The sequence below is a fragment of the Aeromonas sp. ASNIH8 genome, from assembly GCF_002919855.1.
Taxonomy (GTDB): domain Bacteria; phylum Pseudomonadota; class Gammaproteobacteria; order Enterobacterales; family Aeromonadaceae; genus Aeromonas; species Aeromonas caviae.
The window spans coordinates 1-21,507 of record NZ_PQLN01000054.1; the positions used below are offsets into that span (position 1 = coordinate 1).

Here is a 21,507-nt window from a genome sequence, read left to right on the forward strand (position 1 = left end):
TGTTTCCAGTCAATGACATCTGGTGACGGCAGTTATTGCATTGCAGCACGCGTGGCCGACTTTTCAGGCGACAGCAGGTCTTGTTGGCGCACTCAGGACAGATGAAACCGTTCGGAAAACGCCAAGCAAGCAGCGCGTTTTCGCACTGCGCTTCAGTGCCATAGTCCTTGAAAAAATCAAACAGGCTGTAGCCTTTCTGGAATTGGACTTTGCTTTTGGCCATGATCTCGCACCTCAGTAACTGTACGTAAGATCAGTATAGCTCGTGGTGACTGCTAATCATGGGTAATCAGGTACCATTATTCTTTTAATACGATGAACCAGCCTCGTTACGTGATGGAACGAAAAACAATGAAGTTAATTACAAGGTTGGTTTCCATTTTTATTGCTGTATGGCTTATCGCAATGATTGCCTACCCGGTATTCAGCTCAAATTTTAACTGGGTTGAAACTCAACGTGTTTGGGACAGATGGCAGACACTAAACTCAGGTATGATTGCTCTTCTTGCAGCTATGCTGGCTATTTATGCGACACAATATATCGAAAATAAAAAGCGAGAGAGGAGCTTAATTGCGGAAAAGTCTCTACTTCCCTTGGCATTATCAGAGCTTAGTGAATACTGTATTGCCTTAGCTGAATATTTAAAGATGGAGCATCAAGAATGGAAAAAAGATACTTTAAAAAAATTATCTAAAAATAACAACCTAGTCCCAAATAGACCAGCAGAATGGATCTTCGATGCATTTAAAAACTGCATGATTCATGAGCAAGAATCTGAGGCTAAGTTCATGGCATCGATACTTTCAGACAAACAAATAATAAGTTCGAGGTTTCGTACACTCAAGGATGATAACCTATTGGTGACACAAAGAACCTTTATCAGCCGTAGAAATGAAATTTGTTTATTACACGCAAAAATAGATAGGATGTTCAAATACTCAAGAGAACATTCATTACTTCTGACAACTGAAATAACTGAAGAAGAAAAGTGTAATAGTGCGGCCGTCTTAGATTTCGAATGTATAGCCTAGTAATAAGAAGGGCGCTTTCGCGCCCTTTCTCTTTATTACCCTTCCTGATTTTCTCCGGCTACCGGGTCGACACCGGCAGCGGGTTCAATCTCGATGCGATCGACGCGCTGCAGACCGCGGGGCAGCTTGGCGCCGCGGCGGCCGCGCTCGCCGCGGTAGTAGTCAAGATCAGACGGTTTGAGGGTGAGCTTGCGCTTGCCGGCAAACAGGGTGACGGACTGGCCTTGCGGGATGACGGCCGCCATCACCATAAACTCCTCCCGCGCCTTCACGCGAGCCGAGGGGATGCTGATGAGCTTGTTGCCCTTGCCCTTGCCGAGTACCGGCAGGGTATTGAGCGGGAACAGCAGCATGCGACCCTCGTTGGAGATGGCCATGCAGAGATCCGTGTCCGGCGCGCCTATCTTCTGGGGCGCCATGACGATGCCCCCTTCCGGCACGGTCAGCAGCGCCTTGCCGTTCTTGTTCTTACCGATCAGGTCATCGTACTTGCAGACGAAGCCGTAACCGGCGTCAGAACAGATGAGGTACGGCTCGCCCTCGTTGCCCATCACCAGATGGCGCACCTCTTCCCCTGCCCCCAGCGCGAAGCGGCCGGTGAGCGGCTCGCCCTGACTGCGGGCGGAGGGCAGAGTGTGCGCCTCCAGGGAGTAGGTACGTCCCAGGGTGGAGAGGAACACCGCCTGCTGGTTGCTGCGGCCATGGGCGTGGGCGAGATAGCCATCTCCCGCCTTGTAGGAGAGGCCCTCCACATCCACGTCGTGGCCCTTGGCGGCGCGCACCCACCCCTTGTCGGAGAGGATCACGGTCACCGGCTCGCTCGGGGTGAGCTCCTTCTCGGTCAAGGCGACGGCGGTGGCACGTTCCACCAGCGGGGTACGGCGATCGTCGCCGTACTTCTCGGCATCCGCCAGGATCTCTTTCTTGAGCAATGTGCTGAGACGGCGCTCGGAACCCAGGATCAGTTCCAGCTTGTCGCGCTCTTCCGCCAGTTCGTTCTGTTCGGCGCGCAGCTTGAACTCTTCGAGCTTGGCCAGGTGGCGCAGTTTGAGCTCGAGGATCGCCTCGGCCTGAGTCTCGCTGATGTTGAAGCGCTCCATCATCACCCGGCCCGGCTCTTCCTCGGTGCGGATGATCTCGATCACCTCGTCGATGTTGAGATAGGCGATCAGCAAGCCTTCGAGGATGTGCAGGCGAGCCAGCACCTTGTCGAGGCGATATTGCAGGCGGCGGCGCACCGTCTCACGGCGAAAACTCAGCCACTCGGTGAGGATAGTCTTGAGGTCTTTCACCTGGGGTCGGTTGTCCAGACCCAGGATGTTGAGGTTGACCCGGTAGTTCTTCTCCAGGTCAGTGGTGGCGAACAGGTGGGCCATCAGCCCCTCCACGTCCACCCGGTTGGAGCGCGGCACGATCACCAGACGGGTCGGGTTCTCGTGGTCCGATTCATCCCGCAGATCGGTCACCATGGGCAGCTTCTTGGCCACCATCTGGGCGGCGATCTGCTCCATGATCTTGGCGCCTGAGGCCTGATGGGGCAGCGCGGTGATGACGATATCGCCATCCTCTTCGCTCCACACCGCTCGCTGCTTGATGGAGCCCTTGCCGGTCTCGTAGATTTTGCGGATGTCGTCGCGGGGCGTGATGATCTCGGCACTGGTCGGGTAATCCGGCCCCTGCACATGGGCCATCAGGGCATCCAGGCCGGCATTGGGGTTATCCAGCAGTTCCACACAGGCGTGGGCCACTTCCCGCGCGTTGTGGGGTGGGATATCGGTCGCCATCCCCACCGCGATGCCGGTCACCCCGTTGAGCAGGATGTGGGGCAGGCGGGCGGGCAGCACCACGGGCTCTTTCATGGTGCCGTCAAAGTTCGGCGTCCACTCCACCGTGCCCTGGCCGAGCTCGGAGAGCAGCAGCTCGGAGAAGCGCGACAGCCGCGCCTCGGTATAACGCATGGCGGCGAAGGATTTGGGATCGTCCGGCGCACCCCAGTTGCCCTGACCGTCCACCAGCGGGTAGCGGTAGGAGAAGGGCTGGGCCATCAGCACCATGGCTTCGTAACAGGCGCTGTCGCCGTGGGGGTGGTACTTACCCAGCACGTCACCCACGGTACGGGCGGATTTCTTGTGCTTGGAGAGAGCCGACAGACCCAGCTCGCTCATGGCGTAGATGATGCGCCGCTGCACGGGTTTGAGGCCGTCGCCGATATGCGGCAGGGCCCGATCCATGATGACGTACATGGAGTAGTTCAAGTAAGCCTGTTCGGTAAAGGTGCGCATTGGCTGGCGCTCTACCCCGTCCAGACTGAGCTCGATGGCATCACTCATGTGATTATCTCTTTCGGTTCGGGAGCCGCCACAGGGCGACTCCGGCTAAATGCTTGCCGGCCCCGAGAGGGCCGGCCTACGGCTTAGATGATGGCGAGGTTGCCCTTCTCTTCGAGCCATTCGCGACGATCACCGGCGCGCTTCTTGGCCAGCAGCATGTCCATCAGTTGCAGGGTCTCGTCCCCATCTTCCCCATCTTCCCCTTCTGCCCCCCCTTCCGCGCCCATGGTGAGCTGCACCAGGCGGCGGGTGTTGGGATCCATGGTGGTTTCCCGCAGCTGTTTCGGGTTCATCTCACCCAGGCCCTTGAATCGGGTCACCATCACCTTGCCCTTCTTCTTCTCGGCTTCGACCCGCTGCAGCACGCCGTTCTTCTCGTCCTCGTCGAGGGCGTAGAAGACCTCCTTGCCGATGTCGATACGATAGAGGGGCGGCATGGCCACATAGACATGGCCCTTCTCCACCAGCGTGCGGAAGTGCTTCACAAAGAGGGCGCAAAGCAGGGTGGCGATGTGCAGACCGTCCGAGTCCGCATCCGCCAGGATGCACACCTTGCCGTAGCGCAGGCCACTGAGGTCGTCGGAGTCGGGGTCGAGCCCGATGGCCACCGAGATGTCGTGCACTTCTTGGGAGGCGAGCACCTGACCGGCCTCCACCTCCCAGGTGTTCAGGATCTTGCCGCGCAGGGGCATGATGGCCTGGAATTCGCGATCCCGCGCCTGCTTGGCACTGCCGCCCGCGGAGTCACCCTCCACCAGGAAGAGCTCACCCTGCATGGGATCGGCGCAGCCGCAGTCGGTCAGCTTGCCGGGCAGGGCCGGGCCCTGGGTTATCTTCTTGCGCACCACCGTCTTGGCGGCGCGCATCCGGCGCTGGGCGCTCGAGATGCAGAGCTCCGCCAGCTGTTCGGCCAGCTCGGTGTTGCTGTTCAAGTAAAGGCTGAAGGCATCCTTCACCACGCCCGACACGAAGGCCGAGCTCTGGCGGGACGACAGTCGCTCCTTGGTCTGGCCGGCAAACTGCGGGTCCTGCATCTTGATGGAGAGGATGTAGGCGCAGCGATCCCAGATGTCTTCCGGGGTCAGCTTGACCCCGCGGGGCAAGAGGTTGCGGAACTCGCAGAACTCGCGCATGGCGTCGAGCAGCCCCTGACGCAGGCCGTTGACGTGGGTGCCACCGAGCGCGGTGGGAATGAGGTTCACATAGGATTCGGCGAGGCACTCGCCCCCTTCCGGCAACCAGCACAGGGCCCAGTCCACCGCCGACTGCTCGGAGCTGAAAGAGCCGACGAAGGGCTGCTCCGGCAGGCAGGTGAACTGCTTGACCGCATCGATGAGGTAATCCTTGAGGCCGTCTTCGTAGCACCACTCAAGCTTGATGCCGGTGTTCTTGTCGAGGAACTTGATGGTGAGGCCCGGGCAGAGCACGGCCTTGGCTTTGAGCAGGTGCTCGAGCTTGGAGACCGAGAAGCGCGGCGAATCGAAGTAGCGCGCCTCTGGCCAGAAGCGCACCCGGGTGCCGGTGTTGCGGCGTCCGCAGGTGCCGGTGATGGTCAGCTCCTGCACTTTCTCGCCCCGCTCGAAGGCGATGTCATAGACCTGGCCGTCCCGGCGCACCGTCACCTCGACCCGATCGGAGAGGGCGTTCACCACGGAGATCCCCACACCGTGCAAGCCACCGGAGAACTGATAGTTCTTGTTGGAGAACTTGCCCCCCGCGTGCAGCTTGCAGAGGATCAGCTCCACGCCGGAGACCCCTTCCTCCGGGTGGATGTCCACCGGCATGCCGCGACCGTCGTCGATCACCTCGAGGGACTGATCCTCGTGCAGGATCACCTCCAGATTGCGGGCGTGACCCGCCAGCGCCTCGTCGACGCTGTTGTCGATGACCTCCTGGCCGAGGTGATTGGGCCGGGTGGTGTCGGTGTACATGCCGGGGCGGCGACGCACCGGTTCAAGGCCATTGAGGACCTCAATGGCATCCGCATTGTATTGAGTGGACATGGAGGGCCTTGCGAATTGACGTTTGGGGAGAATCTTACTCGCTGAGCGGGGCTGGGACAAACTCGTCTGTGGCAAAGGGTGATCCAGAGGGGCTCCGGCCTCCCCGCCCGGGATCAGGCGGGTTCCCCGGGCAGGGCCTGCACAAGCTGGGAGAGGGAGCAGTGGAGTCGCCACACCAGCCCCGCCAGAGCCCGGGCCGCCGGGTCTGCATGTTCCCCCAGCCCCAGGCTGATGCGGTCCAGCTCCGCCAGGGTGCGCCCCAGGGTCTCGTGCTGCACGCCCCCTTCGGTCAGAATCCCTTTCAGGCAGCGCAGACAGCCGTCCCGCACCAGATAGAGGGCCGGATCCCGGCTGCGCCAGAGCCTGAGCTGCCAGACGATGTGGCTGCAATTGAGCAGCACCACGCCCCAGCGCAGCACCCAGAGCCGGGCCCCCTGATCCTGACTCTGGCTGAGCTGGCTCACCGCGTGATAGACCCGGGATTCAAACTCCCCCTCGCTCTGCTGCGGGGCCGGGGCCAGCTGGTCCACGAAATCCCGCCGCAGACGATGCATCAGGCGGCGGCTCTTGCGCCGATCCGAGCTGGGCCTCAGGAGCTGGAACGCCAGTCCGGCACTCATCACCCCCAATGCCTGCGCGAGGCTGCTGTTGACGAAGGCGAGGTAGTCGTAGCTCGGCGGATTGGTGATGGCGAGGAAGGAGCCGAGCAGCACGATGAGCTGGCCCCAGAGCGCCGCCCCCTGGGGTCGCTGCAATTTCAGCAGTTGCAAGGTGATGAGGGCGGGGAACAGCAGGGCGCAGAAGATCCAGAAGTCGTCGATGCGGATCATCAGCCCGAACTTGACCCCGAAGCAGATAAAGCTGAGCAGCACGATGGCCTTGAGCATGGTCTGGGCCCCCTTCGCCGGGGCCGGGGTGGCGGAATAGAGCACGCAGCAGATGGCGAGCAGGGTCAGGGCCGCGGCGCCCGCATCCCACTGGGTGTGGATCCAGAAGGTGCAGCCAAGCATCACGCAGAGGAAGGTACGCCCCCCGTTGTAGGCCGCCTCCAGGCCGTCGGTGTGGCTGGTCAGAGAGCTGTGGCGCGGCGGCGCCGGCCACTCCTGACCATCGTGGCGGGCCAGCCTTTCCAGCCAGCGCTGACACTCCAGGTAGCTCCAGCAGAAGTGGCGCAGCCGCAGCCAGAAGGCCTGACAGCGATAATCGTCCCCCGAACGGGCCACGAAGGGCGCCATCAGGCGGGCGATGCGCAGCTTGTCGCAGCCCCCCTGTCCCAGCTCCCGCAGCACGGCGGCCAGCATGGGGGCCGGGTCGACTGCGTCCTCTGGCCAGTGTTGCAGCATGCGGCGCAGCCCCGAGATGAGGCTGACCATCCTCAGCTGGCGATGGAGCAGATAGTTCAGCAACTGGTTGTGGCGACGCAGGCGGTGGTGGCTCCAGACTGCCTGGATGCGCAGCACGTTCAGGGTGAGGATCTGACCGATCACCCCCTCGTGGGCGGTGCGCACATCGGCGCCCGTCTCCCCGAGCCAGAGCAGCTGGGCATGTTCCAGCAGCCGGGTCTGGCTCTTGCCAAGGGAGTCCAGCAGGGTCTCGCCATCGGAGAAACTCGGCAGGATCATCATCATCAGGCCGCCGCAGAGGATGCCGACGATCACCTCGCTCACCCGGGCCTGGGCGATGTCGAAGATATGTTGCGGGTCGGTCAGGTTGACGCAGGAGAAGGCGATGATGGCGGCGGTATAGCCCGCCAGGGCGAAACCGTAGGAGACGTTGTTCTGATGGTGGTTGGAGATGTAGGTGCAACCCCCCAGCCAGAGGGCGATAAGCAGGCTGAAGAGCCAGGGATCACCGATGCCAAGGCCGGTGATCATCACCGCCGCCATGGCGCCGATGAGGCTGCCCACCACCCGCCCCAGGCTCTTGCTGATGACGCCCCCCACGGTGGGAAAGCTCACCACGGCGGCGGAGGTCATGGCCCAGTAGGGAGAGTCGAGTTGCAGCACGAACGCCAGCCAGAGCGACAGGCACATGGCCAGGGCATTGCGCAGGGCGTAGCGCCACTGGCCGCCGTTGGCCTTGCCCCAGGGGGTCTGGCGCCAGAGCGAGGGGATCACTCTAGTCCCCTATGGTGATGGTACAGGTCGTGCCCGCGATCAAGACCAGATCCGGGGGAATCGCCAGCAGCCTGATCCGCACCGGCACCCGCTGGGCCAGACGCACCCAGGGCACGTTCGGCTTGACGTCGAGCAGCAGCCCCTCGCTGCCTTCCAGGCTCTGATCGTGAATGGCGCGCCCTATGCTTTCCACCTCCCCCCTGAGTACCCGATCCCCGCTGTAGAGCACCACCTCGGCCGGTTTGCCGGGGGCGATGTGCCTGAGCTTGGTCTCTTCGAAATAGCCCTGCACATAGAAGGAGTGGGTGTCTATCAGGGCCACCAGGGGCACCCCGGCGGTGGCGTAGTTGCCGACCCTGGCCTGCAGATTGGTGATGTAGCCGTCGCTCGCGGCATGGACCTCGGTCCGGGCAAGGGACCATCTGGCCTGCTCCAGATTGGCCTGGGCCACCTCATAGGCCGCCTTCATCGCCTGGGCATTGAGCCTGGATTCATCCACCGCCTCGGCGGAGATGACGGTGCGGGAGAGGCTCTGGCGACGATTCGCCTCGTGCTCCGCCTTGTCGAGATCCGACCTGGCCTTGGCCAGGGCCGCGCTGGCGTTGTCCAGCGCGATGCGATAGGGCTCGGGATCCAGAGTGAAGAGCAGGTCCCCCGCCTTCACCAGCTGGTTGTCCTTGACCCCTATCCTGACGATCTTGCCCGACACCTGGGGCGTGATGCTGACCAGCTCGGCCCGCACCTTGCCATCCCGGGTCCAGGGCCCCTGCATGTAGTCGTTCCACAGCCACCAGAGCGACACCAGCGCCAGGGCAAAGACCAGCAGGGTGGAGAAGTATTTGAGGGTCGCAAGGGGTGATTTAGCCATGTAGCAATATCCATAGGGCGCCGCTGACGGCGAGGATGAAGAGGGAGAGATCCATCAGCAGGGGGTGCCAGACCTCGCCGCCGTAGAGCCAGTCCCGCAGCAGATGGTGCAGCGGCAGCCAGCCCAGCAGGCCGAGCAGCACGGCCTTGAACAGGGGCGGAAAGTAGAGCGAGGCCCCGAGGATCAGATCCGGCAGCGCTGAAGCAGTCGTCACGGGTGTGCCCCCTGTTGGCAGAGATGGAATGAAGAGAGAGGTCGGGGTCCGCCGGGAGACGGACAGGGCAAGGTTAACACAGCCATGGCGGGGGCTACACAAGCAGATGACCCCCTGAGGCGTCGTCACGGGAGTGGAGCAGCAACACCTCGCCCGTCCTCCCCGCCACCCGTCGGGGCAGTCACCTCGCGTTCAATCGGCCACGGTATCTGCCGGGTGATGCACCCCGTCCCGGGTCGGCACCTCTCCCAGATCGAACGGGTTGACCCCCTCCAGACAGGCGAGGTTGTAGCCATATTCCGCCGGATTGGATCGGCGCTGGTGATGGGTGTAGATGCCGCAGACGCTGCAGAAATAGTGTTTCGCGGTGCGGGTGTTGAACTGGTAGCAGCGAAGCGCCGCCTCCCCTTGCAGGATGCGGATGCCGGAGAGCGGCACCGAGGCGACGATGGCCCCACGCCGCCGACAGAAGGAGCAGTCGCAGCGGCGCGGATCCACCACGCCATCCGGCAGGGTCAGCTCCAGCACCACGGCGCCGCAGTGGCAGCTTGCCTTGTGTTTCTTCTGGATGGGGGTATTGCCGATGCGTGTGATCATGCTGCCTCCTTGCCGCAGTGTCAGGCTGCGAACCGGTTAATCGAACAGGGTATCCCCCCGCCCCTGCGACAGATGGTCATGCAGGGTGCGCAACTGGGACGCCACCACCCGGTGGCGGGAGAGTTCGGGCAAGGCGTCGATGGGGAAGTACCCCGCCCCTTTGGTTTCATCGGTGTCGGTAAGCAGAGCGCCCCCCGTCACCTCGCACAGGAAGAAGGCCTTGTGGGCGTGGGGCAGCTGCGGGGGATGGGGATGCTTGAGCTTGTCGAACAACGCCAGCAGCTGCACCGCCCGACAGACGAGGCCGGTCTCCTCCACCACTTCGCGCACCACGGCGTCCGCCGGCGAATCGCCGATGTCGCACCAGCCCCCCGGCAGAGTCCAGCAACCGTCACTGCGCTCCTGCACCAGCAGGACATGGCCCGCGTCGTTCTGAATGAAGGCCCGCACATCGAGCTTGGGGGTGGGATAGCCGCTATCGAGGGTAATCCAGTCGCCGATGGCGTCGGGAGCCAGCTCGCTCTGGCTGGCGATGAGCGTCACCGTGGCCGCTCGCAGCGCCTCGAAGCGGGCGATGTCGAAGGGATCGCGGGAGTAGGTGAGCCCCGCCTGGGCCGTGGCCAGCACCTGTTCGAGGAAGGCGGCCAACGGCGGTTGCACGGCTAGAGCCCGAGGAAACGGACGATCTGGGCGGGGTAGCGCTCGAAGCCTGTGAAGGCGTGATCGCCGCCGCACTCCAGGGAGAGACGGGCAAAGCGGTATTCGTCCAGCGCCTTGCGATAGTCGAGTACCTCGTCCTCCTGCTGTTGCAGCACCCAGAGCCGCTCGGGGGCAGTCACCGGCACCGCCAGCGCTCTCAGCTCGTCCATGTGCACAGGCAGCAGTTCATAGCGTTCGCCGCTGTAGGGGTTGGTCTGGGGGCCGAGGTAGTCGCAGAGCAGCTCGTGGGGGCGCACCGCCGGGTTGATGAGGGCGGCGCGGCAACCGTACATCTCGCTCACTCGCGTGGCCATGAAGCCACCGAGGGAGCTGCCCACGGCGCCCAGTCGCAGGGCGCTGCCGTGGCGGGCCTTCAGGTCGGCGATGGCCTGCTCGATGGCAGCCCAGGCGGCCGCCGGGGTGTTGGGCTGGGCAGGGATCACCACCTCGATATCGGGCCTGTTCTCTGCCACCCAGGCCGCCATCTGCTGCGCCTTGGCCGAGCCGGGGGATGAATTGAAACCGTGCAGATAGAGCAGGACGGGCTTCATGGCAACCCCTCAGTAACCGGTGGCATTGGGATCGGGCACGAACTGCCCCAGCGGCAGGCGCCACACCTGACTCGCCACCCGGCCATCCGGGTGCAGGGTGAGATAGCGCCAGCCAGGGCCGGATTCGTCCAGTGCGAAACCGTCGGAGAGCGGCTTGAACTGGATGCAGGTAGAGGGGCTGGCGATGAGCCGCACTCCGTGGTGCACCTCGTCAAACTCCTGATGGACGTGGCCGAACAGGATGGTCTTCTGCTGCGGGTGGCGGGCCAGCACGGCGAACAGGTCGTCGGCATTCTTGAGGTTGTGCTGATCCAGCCAGGCGCAGCCCACCGGCACCGCCTGATGGTGCAGGGCGATGAGGGCATGGCGCTCGGGATGCTGGCGCAGGGCCTGATCCAGGGCCGCCAGCTGGTGATCCCCCAGCACCCCGTGGGGTTTGCCGCGCACCTGGGTATCCAGCAGGATCACCTGCCAGTGATCCCCCACCAGCTGCTTGGCCTCGCTGATGCCGGCCGCATGGAGGTATTCGGTCATCAGGGGGCCGTCGTCGTGGTTGCCGGGCAACCAGTAGATGGGGCGAGCCAGGGGCGCCATCATGGAGGCGAAGCGCTGGTACGACTCCGGGCTGTGATCCTGGGAGAGATCCCCGGTGGCGAGGATGAGATCGAACGGGTGCTCGTTGGCCTGCACCCGCTCCAGCACGGCGGCCAGACTCTGCGCCGTGGGCACGGCCAGCAGCCGCCCCTCGGCACTGGCGAAGAGATGGGTATCGGTAATCTGTAACAGGCGCACACTGCCGTCCGGCGCCTGAGGTAGCTCTGTTTCCAAAATCACGCTTCTTTTTTATGGGTTCGACTAGAGGATGTTAATCAGGCTGGTGCCGTGTTTGAGACAAAATCTCAACCAATCGGCCAAGAATAGATTTACCTGCTCCTTTTCATCCCTGTGATGCATTTTTTGATTGGGATAATCATAACGTGGTTGCAACATTGAAATCTGTTGCGCCGCACACACTTCCGCCATTCGCACATCATGATACAAACGAATCTCTATCCGGGCTTGCAAGTAGCTCGGCAATTCGGGGTTGTGCTGGGCCAGGATCACCTGGCTGGTGAAGCGGCTCTCCTCGGTCACCGTGAGCTGGAACTGCAGGCCGTTGCCGACCTGATAGCGGCGCTCGGCACCCACGCTGCCGCCGGGCGGCAACAGTTTCATCAGCGCCATGTAATTGACCTCGCAGGTACGCTGCAAGGACATCAAATCAGGCACATAGCGCTTCATCGGGCTCTGGACTAATGACATGTCGCGGCTCCCTCAATCAGGGTCCATGAAGGGTGGACCCACTGCACAGTGTTCCAGTCGGACACAGGGCACCTGACCCGGGTCTGAACGAGCGTCACCTCAGCGCCCCGCCAACCAGCGTGCCCGCAGCTCGCCGTGATTCAGGGCCAGCCACTGCAGGGCGATGACGGAGGCGGCATTGTCGATGCGCCCCTCTTTGAGCCAGGCATAGGCCTGCTCGCGGCTCACCACGTGGACCCGGATGTCTTCCCCCTCTTCAGCCAGACCGTGGATCCCCTTGGCCTGACTGGCATCCACCTCGCCCACGAACACCTCGATGCGCTCGGTGCTGCCACCCGGGCTCACCAGATAGCTGATGGCGTGTTCGCAGCGTCCCACCTCGATCCCTGCCTCTTCCACCGCTTCGCGCCGCACCACTGCCTCGGCGGTCTCCCCTTCATCGATGATGCCGGCCACCAGCTCCAGCAGCCAGGGGGTGGCGCTGGTCTCCATGGCGCCGATGCGAAACTGCTCCACCAGCACGATCTCGTCCCGCACCGGATCATAAGGCAGCAGGGCGGCGGCATGGCCACGTTCGAACAGTTCCCGGACGATGGGGGCGTTCCAGCCACCGGCAAACAGCCTGTGTTGCAGGCGGTAGACATTCACCTTGAAGAAGCCATTATATCCAGCTGATTTTTCAATGATTTTCACATCATCGCTGGAGTAGTGGCAGGTTTGAGGCAAGGCTTGCTGTGACATTCGAGACTCCTGCCAGCTTGACTTGGCTTGGTTTGACCATAATATTCGGGGGCATGAATGAACATTCATTCACTCGCTCTCGCCGACGATGAGGGAAGGATTTTAGCAGCCACAGGGCATTTGGCTAGGCGCGTTGCCGAGAAAACTCGCCCCGGACCTTGACGTTTCCGCAGCTGGAAAAGAGACAGTTCGCAATGAAATCTGCTTATAGTAGAGTGGTTAAGCTGAAATCAAGCTTGGTCGGTGACAATCCCCCCTTCATCCAGCGGACAGCTTTGGGTTGATACAAAAGGTTAAAACTATCATATGAAAAGAACACTCTTGTCAGTCATGGTGATGCTGGGTGTGAGCGGCGCCGCTCATGCCGAAAACCTGCTCGATATTTACCAACAGGCCCAGATCAAGGACACCCAGCTGCTGGAATCCAAGGCCAAGCGGGACCAGGCCTTCGAGAAGATCAACGAATCCCGTGCAGCCCTGCTGCCCCAGATCAACCTGGGCGCCGGCCTGAACTACCTGCAAAACAAGAACGACACCATGACCAACACGGGCGCTACCGGCTCCGTGACCCTGGATCAATCCATCTACCGTCGCAGCAACTGGGTCAACCTGGATCTGACCGAGAAGAGCGCCACCCAGTCCGACGTGGCCTACAACCTCGAGTACCAGAACCTGATGCTGCGTACCGCCCAGGCCTACTTCGACGTGCTCAAGGCCATGGATACCCTGGAATTCGTGCGTGCCAACAAGACCGCGGTCGAGCGTCAGCTTGAACAGACTCAGCAGCGCTTCGAAGTGGGCCTGACCGCCATCACCGACGTGCACGAAGCCGAGGCCGAGCGCGATCAGGCGCTGGCGGACGAGATCAATGCCGAGAACACCCTGGACAACAGCTACGAGAGCCTGCGCGAGCTGACCGGTATCGACCACCGTCAACTGGACGTGCTCAACACCGATCGCTTCAGCCCGCAGAAGACCGCGTTCAACTCCGACAAGTGGCTGGAGCTGGCCCTGGACAAGAACCTGGAGCTGCACAGCGCCCGCATCGGCAAGGACATCGCCAAGGAGCAGATCGATCTGGCCAAGACCGGTCATGAACCGACCCTGGATCTGGGCGCCGGCCTGAACGCCGGTTACAACGATTACAAGGACGAGATCCGCAACCCCGAGAGCAACAGCAATCAGGGCAACATCGGCCTGAACTTCAAGCTGCCCATCTACACCGGCGGGGCCACCACCTCCCAAGTCAAGCAGGCACAGTTCAACTACGTGGCCGCCAGCGAACAGCTCGAGCGCAGCTTCCGCTCGGTGCAGAGCACGGTCCGCTCCTCCTACAACAACGTGAACGCCAGCATCGGCTCGGTCCGCGCCTACAGCCAGTCCGTCATCTCCGCCGACAGCGCCCTGAAAGCGACCGAGGCCGGTTACGAGGTGGGTACCCGCACCATCGTCGACGTGCTGGACTCCACCCGCAAGCTGTATCAGGCCAAGCAGAAGCTCTCCGAGGCCCGCTACAACTACATCCTCAGCATCCTCTCCCTCAAGCAGGCCGCCGGCATCCTGGAGCAGAAGGATCTGGAAGAGGTGAACCAGGGTCTGATGCCCGCCGCCCAGGTCACCAAGAAGTCCTGAGTCAGGCGCACACCATGAGAAAAGGCGACCCCGGGGTCGCCTTTTTCATCTCTGTTCGCCGCTGGAAGTGCGTTGGTCGGGGCCTGCCAGGCAGCGGCCATGTCACCGACCCGGCAGCCCCATCAAAAAACCCGGCCTTGGCCGGGTTTTACGCTTATCCGCGCTCGCGGATGGTCTTGATGATGTCGGTGGTGGAGCAGCCGTCCTCGAAGTTCAGCACCCGCACCTCGCCGCCATTGGCGGTCACCTCGGCGTAACCGGCGATCTCTTCGGGCTTGTAGTCGCCCCCCTTGACCAGGAGGTCTGGCAGGATCTCGGCGATCAGACGCTGGGGAGTGTCTTCGCTGAAGGGGACCACCCAGTCCACGGCACCCAGGGCCGCCAGCACAGTCATACGGCGCTCGGTCGGGTTGACCGGGCGACCCGGCCCCTTGAGGCGACGCACGGACTCGTCGGTGTTCACCGCCACGATCAGGCGGTCCCCCAGCTTGCCCGCATTGGCCAGATAGGAGACATGACCCGCGTGCAGAATGTCGAAGCAGCCGTTGGTCATCACCACCTTCTCGCCGCGCAGACGGGCGGCCTGGACGGCCACCTTGAGCTGGGCCTCGGACATGACGCCAAAGCCGGTCTCCTGCTCGGTGTAGAGGGCGTTGGCCAGCTCCACCGGGCTCACGGTGGAGGTCCCCAACTTGCCGACCACGATGCCGGCGGCGGTGTTGGCCAGGGCGCAGGCCTCATCCAGACTCTTGCCTGCGGCAAGGGAAGTCGCCAGGGTGGAGATGACGGTGTCACCGGCACCGGTGACGTCATAGACCTCGTGGGCCTGGGCCGGCAGGTGCAGCTCGGGCTGCCCTTCGCGGATCAGGGTCATGCCGTTCTCGGAACGGGTGACCAGCAGAGCGTCCAGCTCGAAGCGCTTGACCAGCTCCAGCCCCCTGGCGACCAGGTCTTCTTCCCCCTTCACCTTGCCCACCACGGCCTCGAACTCGGACATGTTGGGGGTCAGCAGGGTGGCACCACGGTACTTCTCGAAATCGGTCCCCTTGGGGTCGACCAGCACGGGAATGCCGGCGGCGCGGGCACGCCGGATCATGCCGGGCACATCGTTGAGGGCGCCCTTGCCGTAGTCGGAGAGGATCATCACGTCCGCCTGGGGCAGCGCCTGCTCCACCTTACCCATCAGCAGGCTGGCATCCACGTCGTGGAAGGCCTCTTCGAAGTCGAGACGCAGCAGTTGCTGGTTGCGGGACAGCACTCGCAGCTTGGTGATGGTCGGATAGTCGGTCAGGCGCACGAAATCACAGGCCACCTTGACCCCGGCCATCTGGCTGGCGAGGGCATCGGCGGCTTCATCCTGACCGGTCAGGCCCAGCAGCACGGCCTGGGCGCCGAGGGCGGCGGAGTTGAGCGCCACGTTGGCGGCGCCACCCGGGCGCTCCTCGATGTGCTCGACCTTGACCACGGGGACCGGTGCCTCGGGGGAGATCCGGCCGGTAGGGCCATGCCAGTAGCGATCCAACATGACATCGCCAACGACCAGGATGCGGGCTTTTTCAAACTCGGGCAGGGTGATTTTCATCTGTATCGGCTCTCAAAACCTGAAAAATTCAGCGGCCGATTTTATCACACTCTTTTCCGGGGCGTGAAAAAAGCACGGCCCTGCCCCCTGACGCCCCCTCTGACCAGATGACGGCGATTCGCGCCCGCCCCCGCTTTTCGGATAGAATCCTCGACATGCGAGTGACCGCATCCGCGCCGGGCCACCCCACACAGGCCCCCCGGTTCGGTCGGACTCCCCCCTTTGCCTTTGCGAACAAGAGACTCTTCATGGCCCAAGAACACGCTCCCCGCCTCGAACCCCGTCTGTTCCATCCCCGTTACTGGGGGAGCTGGCTGGGCCTCTCCCTGCTCTGGCTGCTGGTGTTGCTGCCCTGGCGCAGTCAGATGTGGCTGGGCCGCCAGCTCGGCACCCTGGCCCGCAAGCTGCTGAAATCCCGCGTCAAGATTGCCCGCCGCAACCTGGAGCTGGCGATGCCCGAGCTCAGCCGGGATGAGCGCGAAGCCCTCCTGATGCAGAACTTCGAGAGCGTGGGCTGCGCCATCTTCGAGGTGGGCATGGCCTGGTTCTGGCCAGACTGGCGGATGCGCCGCCTGATGAAGGTGGAAGGGGAAGAGCACGTCATCAACGCCATGGAGAAGGGCCAGGGGATGCTGCTGCTCTCCTGCCACTTCCTGACGCTGGAGCTCAATGCCCGCTGCTTCGGCCTGGTGCGCCCCGGGGTCGGCGTCTATCGCCCCAACACCAATCCGGTGCTGGAGTACGCCCAGTACCACGGTCGCTGCGCCTCCAACAAATACCTGGTGGACCGGATGGACGTGAAGGGGATGATCAAGGCGCTGCGCAACGGCGACGCCCTCTGGTATGCACCGGATCACGACTACGGCAGCCATGCCAGCGTCTTCGTGCCCTACTTCGCGGTGGAGCAGGCCGCCACCATCACGGGTACCGCCACCCTGGCCCGGGTGAAGAACACTGTCACCCTGCCCTGCTACAACATCCGCACCCGGGAGGGCTACACCCTGCATATCGGGGCCCCGCTCGCAGACTACCCGAGCGGTGACGACCTGGCGGATGCCAGCCGCGCCAACCGCGAAATTGAAGCCGCCGTGCGCAAGGCGCCGGAGCAGTACATGTGGCTGCACCGCCGCTTCAAGACCCGCCCCAATCCGGACGATCCCGGCTACTACTGATGCCCTCCCGCCCCGTCGACCGGGCAAGTCCAGACGACAGGGCAGGATGGCACCGCGCCCCATGAAAAAGCCCTCGCACTGCGAGGGCTTATTTGTTGGCTGCCAGCGTCTGCCTTACTGGCGGATCAGGCGGTAGATGGCGTAGCCGGGGTGCTTGGCGTCATCCATCGGCAGGGTGGACTGGTACGACAGATCCGCCCCCGCCAAGGCCTTGGCCTCGTCGGTCGGCGAGGAGTAGAGGCGCACGTCCACGTTGGCGGGCAGGGCCTTCATGTGCCAGTTGTTGTTGGCCGCCGGGCTGAAGCCGGCCGGGTTGTCCGCAGACTGGGCCTTCAGGTACTGGGCGATGATCTCCCGCGTCTCGAAGGGATCTTCATGCACTATGTTGCTGCCGTCGATGCCCGGGAAGTGGCCGCCGCCGCTGGCACGGTAGTTGTTGGTCACCACGTAGAACTTCTGGGCCGGGTCCACGGGCTGGCCGTTGAAGGTGAGGCCGCTGATGCGCTGGCCGTCGCTCACCTTGACCCCGTCCTTGCTGTAGCGGGCCGGCTGGGTGATGTCCACCTCGTAGCTGACCCCGTCAATCACATCGAAGTTGTAGGTGGGGAAGCTCTCGTTCACCAGCCACTGCACCCCGGTCTTGCCGGTGTCGATCTGGTTGAACTGGCCGGCGCTCATCTCCAGCCACTCCTTGACGGTGGCCCCGTTCACCTCGACCACCTGCAGGGTGTTCGGATAGATGTAAAGGTCGGAGACGTTGCGCAGGGAGATGTCACCCTGAGCCACGTAAGTGAAGTCATTGATGCCGTTGCGACCGCCACGGAAGGGGGCCGCCACCGAGAGGATCGGGTAGGACTCCTTGAGCAGGCCGTCTTGTTGCAATTGCTCTGCGTGGCGGCGCTGGGCATCGCTCACCAGCTGCACCGAGGGGTCGTCCTGCACCAGGGCGAAGAAGCTGTGGATGGGGGAGGTGATCTTGCCGAGCGGCTCGTCCAGCCACTGGTTGGTGGCGTCGTGGTCGGCCTGCACCAGGTCCACCACCCGCTGATCCACCGCACTGCCCTCGCTGGCGTCTATCTTGCGCAGGCTGGCCTGGCTCTGCTTCACCTGCCACTTGCCGTCCACCTGTTCCAGCTTGAGGTCGATGATGCCGAGGTGGTTGCCCCAGTAGCCGGGCATCACGGTGGGAATGCCGCTCAGGGTACCGGCCTGGTTGTCCACCTCCGGCAGATCCGGGAAGTCCCCGGGGAAGTTCTTGTGGGCGTGGCCCAGCATCAGGGCGTCCACCCCCTTCACCTTGGCCAGATGCCAGGCGGAGTTCTCCATCATGGCCTCATAGCTGCTGGCATTGATGCCGGTGTGAGCCACCACCACCACGATGTCGGCGCCCTTGGCGCGCAGCTCGGGCACATAGTGATTGGCGGTCTCGACCATGTCGGCCACCACCACCTTGCCCTCCAGATGACGCTTGTCCCACTGCAGCACCTGGGGCGGGGTCAGACCCAGGATGCCCACCTTGACGCGCTGGCGCTGGCCCTTGTCATCGGTCACCTCGCGCTCCAGCAGCAGATAGGGGGTGAACTTGTTGCCGCTCCAGTCAATTTGTCCCTTGGCATCGCGCTTGAAGGCCCCCGCCTCGAACACGTTGGCGTTCACATAGGGGAAGTCGGCTCCCGCCAGTACCTTGCCAAGGTAGTCCAGGCCGTAGTTGAACTCGTGGTTGCCCAGGTTGCCCGCGTCGTAACCCAGCTCGTTCATCGCCTTGAACACCGGGTGCGCCTGCTTCTCGAGATAGCCGGCACCGGACTGCTCGAAGATGTAGTCCGCCAGCGGCGTGCCCTGAATGAGGTCACCATTGTCGAGCAGCAGGTTGTTGGGGTTCTCGGCGCGGGCGGCGCGGATCAGCAGGGCGGTGCGGGAGAGGCCGAACTTGCGATCCTCCTTGTTCTGGTAGTAGTCGTACCCCAGCACGTTGGAGTGGATGTCGGAGGTCTGGATCAGGCGCAGGGAGACGGTCCCCGGCTGCGCCTTGCTGTCATTCTCGTTGCTGCAGGCAGACAGCAGCACGATGGCGGCAATAGCCCCCAGCTTCATGGTGTTATTCACTGTTTTTTCCCTTTTATTATGAGTAACGCTTTACCAGCGCCGGGAATTTAACAGACGAATATGTCAGCAGATGGCACCGGGACTCATTTTTATGAAGCCCGGCACAAAAATAGCCTTATGAGGCCAACAGAGCCCCGCTGGCCAGCTTGACCGCCAGCACCAGCATGATGAGACCTACAACAAGATCAATGGCTTGCTGCACCCTGCCCCGGGCGAGCCAGGGGGAAAGCGCCGCCGCCCCGAAGGCCAGCCCGTAGAACCACACCAGGGAGGCCAGCATGGCCCCCGCCGCGAAGGCGGGTCTGAGCTCCTCGGCAAACTGGCTGCCGAAGGAACCAAGCAGCATCAGGGTATCCAGGTAGACGTGGGGATTGAGCAGGGTCACTCCGAGGGTCATGGCCAGCACGCTCTTCACCCCCATCAACCGGGGCGAGTCCGCCAGGGCCGCCTCCTGGCCGCGCCAGGCACTGCGCAGGGAACGGATACCGAACCAGCCGAGGAAGAGCACGCCGCCCCAGGTCAGCAGGGCCAGGCCGATCGGGCTGGCTGCCAGCAGGTTGGCCCCGCCGAACACCCCGATGCCGATCAGCACGAGGTCGCACAGGCAGCAGAGGGTCGCCGTCAGCAGGTGGTGATTGCGGTGAATGCCCCGGCTCAGCACGAAGGCATTCTGGGCCCCGATGGGGATGATCATAGCAAGGCCGAGGGTAAAGCCTTGCAGGGTGGTGGCGAACATGGGGATGCGTTCCTGTGAAAGAGAGAAACGCACTATAAGGGGGCGCGGGCAATCAGAGAAATTCATTCATTTTCTGATGCATTCATAAAACTGATGAAAACCGGGCCGAAACCACACAAAGAAGGTTGTCAATTGCAGGATCTGACAATTGTGGGGTCACAGCCCCGCCCCGAGAATCGGCGGCAGGATGGGACGGCGCAGGACAGCGGTGATGGCGACAGAGGGGATGCCAGGCGACGAGCCGGTGCCGCCGGGCCTGTATTCACTGCAGCAGGGAGGGGAAGTTGGTGACCACCACCTGCTCCAGGTTCGGCAGCAGGATGCCGCTGCTCACCCCCTTGGCGATGGCCTGGTAGCGGTTCATCGACCCCGTCTTGCGGGTGACCTGATTGAGGTGGTAGTTCACGGTGCGCTCCGTGATGCCGAGGATGCAGGCGATCTCCCCCGATGTCTTCCCTTCGCTGGCCCAGAACAGGCACTCGGTCTCCCGCTCCGTCAGGGGCTCCTGGGGATCGTCCTCCCTCATGCTCTGGCGCACGATCCGGATCGCCGCCTCGAAGATGTAGTTGGACATCCAGGAGAGGATGGGCGAGGACTCCAGCATCAGATCGCTCGACGCCCGCTCCCGGGTGATGAAAGAGAGTATGCCGTTCTCCCCCGCCGCCCCGTGCAGCGGGAACGAGATGCCGTTGCGCAACCCGAATTCCGCCGCCAGCCCCATCACATCCATGCTCCCCTCTTGCAGGAAGCGCGCCTTCTCGTCCAGCCGGTTCCAGTAGATGGGCAGGGTCTGCCTGCGGGCGAGCTGGATGATGGGATCGCATGCCAGCATGTTGTTCAGGGTGTAGGCCTGTACCCAGGAGTCGGGGCACTGGTTGAACAGCACCACCTTGGGCCTTTGCATCGACATGGGCAGGATGAGGGCGAAGCGGTAGTAGTCGTAACCCATTCCCAGGGTGAAGCGGCCGATGAGCTCGGACAACCGGTTGCCATCGGTCACCAGCGTGAAATGTTCCAGGTACTCAAGCAGTTGGTCGCGTGTCATAGGCAAGCCTCCCCTGGCCAAGGCCTTGGATTATAGCGCCTAACCATGAAATGGAGAGACATGAATGCTTGTTTTCAAAGGAAAATTGAAAGAACACCCCAGATGGGAGGTCGAAAACGAGCTCTACCGATTTCGCAACCGCGTCTTCTCCGATCGACTCGGTTGGGACGTGGAATCCCGCCGTGGCCTGGAGCGGGACAACTTCGACAAGCCCGACACCCACTGGGTGCTGATTGAAGACAAGCAGGGGCTGTGCGGCTGCATCCGCCTGCTCAGCTGCGCCCAGGATTACATGCTGCCCAGCATCTTCCCCACCGCCCTCGCTGGCGAAGCCCCCCCGCGCGGCAACGACGTGTGGGAGCTGACCCGCCTCGCCATCGACGCCGACCAGGCCCCTCGCCTGGAGAACGGTATCAGCGAACTCACCTGCGTCATCTTCCGCGAGGTGCTGGCCTTCGCCAGGGAGCAGGGGATCCGCGAGCTGGTGGCCGTGGTCAGCCTGCCGGTGGAGCGCATCTTCCGTCGCCTCGGCCTGCCCATCGAGCGCCTCGGCCATCGCCAGGCGGTGGATCTGGGGGCCGTGCGCGGGGTCGGCATCCGCTTCCACCTGGACGAGCGTTTCGACCGCGCCGTCCATCGCCCCCCTGCAGGGCCATTACCGGCCGCCGGGGGATGCTCTGCTCGCCGTCATCTGAGCAAAAAAAGTCCCGGGACCGGCCCGGGATTCAAGACGCTCGCTATGGTCCGTTTCCACCCCATGCAAAAACGGACTAGATGAGT

The 21,507-nt window shown here is 62.9% G+C and carries 20 protein-coding genes; 4 read left to right on the forward strand and 16 right to left on the reverse strand.

Going from position 1 to position 21,507, the window contains the following annotated elements; translation table 11 throughout:
- On the reverse strand, positions 1–223 hold a 223-nt coding region (locus C3418_RS14455; protein ID WP_146054115.1), incomplete at its 3' end, for a transposase.
- Positions 224–351: 128 nt separating this feature from the next.
- On the opposite strand from C3418_RS14455, the gene C3418_RS24125 reads away from it, so the two are divergent.
- Complete coding sequence (locus C3418_RS24125) at positions 352–1,032, forward strand: hypothetical protein (RefSeq protein ID WP_146054116.1); 681 nt, start codon at positions 352–354, stop codon at positions 1,030–1,032.
- Between the two features lie 35 nt (positions 1,033–1,067).
- On the opposite strand, the gene parC is transcribed toward C3418_RS24125, so the two are convergent.
- The 11 genes from parC to nudF all read right to left on the reverse strand — a co-directional run bounded on the left by parC (position 1,068) and on the right by nudF (position 12,454).
- Positions 1,068–3,362 (reverse strand): DNA topoisomerase IV subunit A, encoded by a 2,295-nt coding sequence (parC, locus tag C3418_RS14460; protein ID WP_103858779.1) that lies wholly within the window; start codon positions 3,360–3,362, stop codon positions 1,068–1,070.
- An 83-nt stretch (positions 3,363–3,445) separates the two neighbouring features.
- Positions 3,446–5,365: a DNA topoisomerase IV subunit B gene (parE, locus tag C3418_RS14465; protein ID WP_103858780.1), complete on the reverse strand. Its 1,920-nt coding sequence runs from the start codon at positions 5,363–5,365 to the stop codon at positions 3,446–3,448.
- 113 nt (positions 5,366–5,478) lie between these two features.
- Positions 5,479–7,482 carry an FUSC family protein gene (locus tag C3418_RS14470; protein WP_103858781.1) on the reverse strand — a complete coding sequence of 668 codons (2,004 nt, stop codon included), beginning with the start codon at positions 7,480–7,482 and terminating at the stop codon, positions 5,479–5,481.
- Position 7,483: 1 nt separating this feature from the next.
- Positions 7,484–8,350, reverse strand: a complete 867-nt coding sequence (locus C3418_RS14475; protein ID WP_039039753.1) for an HlyD family secretion protein — start codon at positions 8,348–8,350, stop codon at positions 7,484–7,486.
- Positions 8,343–8,585 carry a DUF1656 domain-containing protein gene (locus C3418_RS14480; protein WP_039039819.1) on the reverse strand — a complete coding sequence of 81 codons (243 nt, stop codon included), beginning with the start codon at positions 8,583–8,585 and terminating at the stop codon, positions 8,343–8,345. The genes C3418_RS14475 and C3418_RS14480 overlap by 8 nt, the downstream gene beginning before the upstream one ends.
- A gap of 171 nt (positions 8,586–8,756) precedes the next feature.
- Positions 8,757–9,161, reverse strand: coding sequence for a GFA family protein (locus tag C3418_RS14485; RefSeq protein WP_039039754.1), 405 nt, complete (start codon positions 9,159–9,161; stop codon positions 8,757–8,759).
- 36 nt (positions 9,162–9,197) lie between these two features.
- Complete coding sequence (locus tag C3418_RS14490; protein ID WP_103858782.1) at positions 9,198–9,821, reverse strand: NUDIX hydrolase; 624 nt, start codon at positions 9,819–9,821, stop codon at positions 9,198–9,200.
- Positions 9,822–9,823: 2 nt separating this feature from the next.
- Positions 9,824–10,411: a YqiA/YcfP family alpha/beta fold hydrolase gene (locus tag C3418_RS14495; protein WP_010672774.1), complete on the reverse strand. Its 588-nt coding sequence runs from the start codon at positions 10,409–10,411 to the stop codon at positions 9,824–9,826.
- 9 nt (positions 10,412–10,420) lie between these two features.
- A complete protein-coding gene (cpdA, locus tag C3418_RS14500) occupies positions 10,421–11,239 on the reverse strand; it encodes a 3',5'-cyclic-AMP phosphodiesterase (protein ID WP_039039757.1) in 819 nt (272 codons plus the stop codon).
- A 27-nt stretch (positions 11,240–11,266) separates the two neighbouring features.
- On the reverse strand, positions 11,267–11,713 hold the full coding sequence (locus C3418_RS14505; RefSeq protein WP_039039758.1) for a DUF1249 domain-containing protein: 447 nt from the start codon (positions 11,711–11,713) through the stop codon (positions 11,267–11,269).
- 99 nt (positions 11,714–11,812) lie between these two features.
- Complete coding sequence (gene nudF, locus C3418_RS14510) at positions 11,813–12,454, reverse strand: ADP-ribose diphosphatase (protein WP_010672772.1); 642 nt, start codon at positions 12,452–12,454, stop codon at positions 11,813–11,815.
- Positions 12,455–12,760: 306 nt separating this feature from the next.
- Between nudF and tolC the strand changes: the two genes are divergently transcribed.
- A complete protein-coding gene (gene tolC / locus C3418_RS14515; protein WP_029313618.1) occupies positions 12,761–14,086 on the forward strand; it encodes an outer membrane channel protein TolC in 1,326 nt (441 codons plus the stop codon).
- A gap of 154 nt (positions 14,087–14,240) precedes the next feature.
- Here tolC and hldE read toward each other — a convergent pair whose 3' ends face one another.
- Positions 14,241–15,668: a bifunctional D-glycero-beta-D-manno-heptose-7-phosphate kinase/D-glycero-beta-D-manno-heptose 1-phosphate adenylyltransferase HldE gene (gene hldE / locus C3418_RS14520; protein ID WP_039039759.1), complete on the reverse strand. Its 1,428-nt coding sequence runs from the start codon at positions 15,666–15,668 to the stop codon at positions 14,241–14,243.
- Between the two features lie 248 nt (positions 15,669–15,916).
- Here hldE and lpxL point away from each other — a divergent pair, with 248 nt between their 5' ends.
- Complete coding sequence (gene lpxL, locus C3418_RS14525; protein ID WP_052815073.1) at positions 15,917–16,840, forward strand: LpxL/LpxP family Kdo(2)-lipid IV(A) lauroyl/palmitoleoyl acyltransferase; 924 nt, start codon at positions 15,917–15,919, stop codon at positions 16,838–16,840.
- Positions 16,841–16,954: 114 nt separating this feature from the next.
- Here lpxL and C3418_RS14530 read toward each other — a convergent pair whose 3' ends face one another.
- The 3 genes from C3418_RS14530 to C3418_RS14540 form a co-directional block, all read right to left on the reverse strand.
- Complete coding sequence (locus tag C3418_RS14530; protein ID WP_043153994.1) at positions 16,955–18,934, reverse strand: bifunctional 2',3'-cyclic-nucleotide 2'-phosphodiesterase/3'-nucleotidase; 1,980 nt, start codon at positions 18,932–18,934, stop codon at positions 16,955–16,957.
- Between the two features lie 127 nt (positions 18,935–19,061).
- On the reverse strand, positions 19,062–19,682 hold the full coding sequence (gene lysE / locus C3418_RS14535; protein WP_103858783.1) for an L-lysine exporter: 621 nt from the start codon (positions 19,680–19,682) through the stop codon (positions 19,062–19,064).
- 262 nt (positions 19,683–19,944) lie between these two features.
- Complete coding sequence (locus C3418_RS14540; protein WP_010672766.1) at positions 19,945–20,727, reverse strand: LuxR family transcriptional regulator; 783 nt, start codon at positions 20,725–20,727, stop codon at positions 19,945–19,947.
- A gap of 64 nt (positions 20,728–20,791) precedes the next feature.
- Between C3418_RS14540 and C3418_RS14545 the strand changes: the two genes are divergently transcribed.
- Complete coding sequence (locus tag C3418_RS14545) at positions 20,792–21,505, forward strand: acyl-homoserine-lactone synthase (RefSeq protein ID WP_374755705.1); 714 nt, start codon at positions 20,792–20,794, stop codon at positions 21,503–21,505.
- Positions 21,506–21,507 lie beyond the last annotated feature (2 nt).

What these genes read in the sequence shown, in the direction of transcription:
- C3418_RS14540 (WP_010672766.1), bottom strand. Translation starts at nt 20,727, where the DNA reads ATGACACGCGACCAACTGCTTGAGTACCTGGAACATTTCACGCTGGTG.
- C3418_RS14485 (WP_039039754.1), bottom strand. Translation starts at nt 9,161, where the DNA reads ATGATCACACGCATCGGCAATACCCCCATCCAGAAGAAACACAAGGCA.
- C3418_RS24125 (WP_146054116.1), top strand. Translation starts at nt 352, where the DNA reads ATGAAGTTAATTACAAGGTTGGTTTCCATTTTTATTGCTGTATGGCTT.
- parE (WP_103858780.1), bottom strand. Translation starts at nt 5,365, where the DNA reads ATGTCCACTCAATACAATGCGGATGCCATTGAGGTCCTCAATGGCCTT.
- C3418_RS14505 (WP_039039758.1), bottom strand. Translation starts at nt 11,713, where the DNA reads ATGTCATTAGTCCAGAGCCCGATGAAGCGCTATGTGCCTGATTTGATG.
- tolC (WP_029313618.1), top strand. Translation starts at nt 12,761, where the DNA reads ATGAAAAGAACACTCTTGTCAGTCATGGTGATGCTGGGTGTGAGCGGC.
- hldE (WP_039039759.1), bottom strand. Translation starts at nt 15,668, where the DNA reads ATGAAAATCACCCTGCCCGAGTTTGAAAAAGCCCGCATCCTGGTCGTT.
- lpxL (WP_052815073.1), top strand. Translation starts at nt 15,917, where the DNA reads ATGGCCCAAGAACACGCTCCCCGCCTCGAACCCCGTCTGTTCCATCCC.
- C3418_RS14475 (WP_039039753.1), bottom strand. Translation starts at nt 8,350, where the DNA reads ATGGCTAAATCACCCCTTGCGACCCTCAAATACTTCTCCACCCTGCTG.
- parC (WP_103858779.1), bottom strand. Translation starts at nt 3,362, where the DNA reads ATGAGTGATGCCATCGAGCTCAGTCTGGACGGGGTAGAGCGCCAGCCA.
- C3418_RS14495 (WP_010672774.1), bottom strand. Translation starts at nt 10,411, where the DNA reads ATGAAGCCCGTCCTGCTCTATCTGCACGGTTTCAATTCATCCCCCGGC.
- C3418_RS14530 (WP_043153994.1), bottom strand. Translation starts at nt 18,934, where the DNA reads ATGAAGCTGGGGGCTATTGCCGCCATCGTGCTGCTGTCTGCCTGCAGC.
- nudF (WP_010672772.1), bottom strand. Translation starts at nt 12,454, where the DNA reads ATGTCACAGCAAGCCTTGCCTCAAACCTGCCACTACTCCAGCGATGAT.
- lysE (WP_103858783.1), bottom strand. Translation starts at nt 19,682, where the DNA reads ATGTTCGCCACCACCCTGCAAGGCTTTACCCTCGGCCTTGCTATGATC.
- C3418_RS14545 (WP_374755705.1), top strand. Translation starts at nt 20,792, where the DNA reads ATGCTTGTTTTCAAAGGAAAATTGAAAGAACACCCCAGATGGGAGGTC.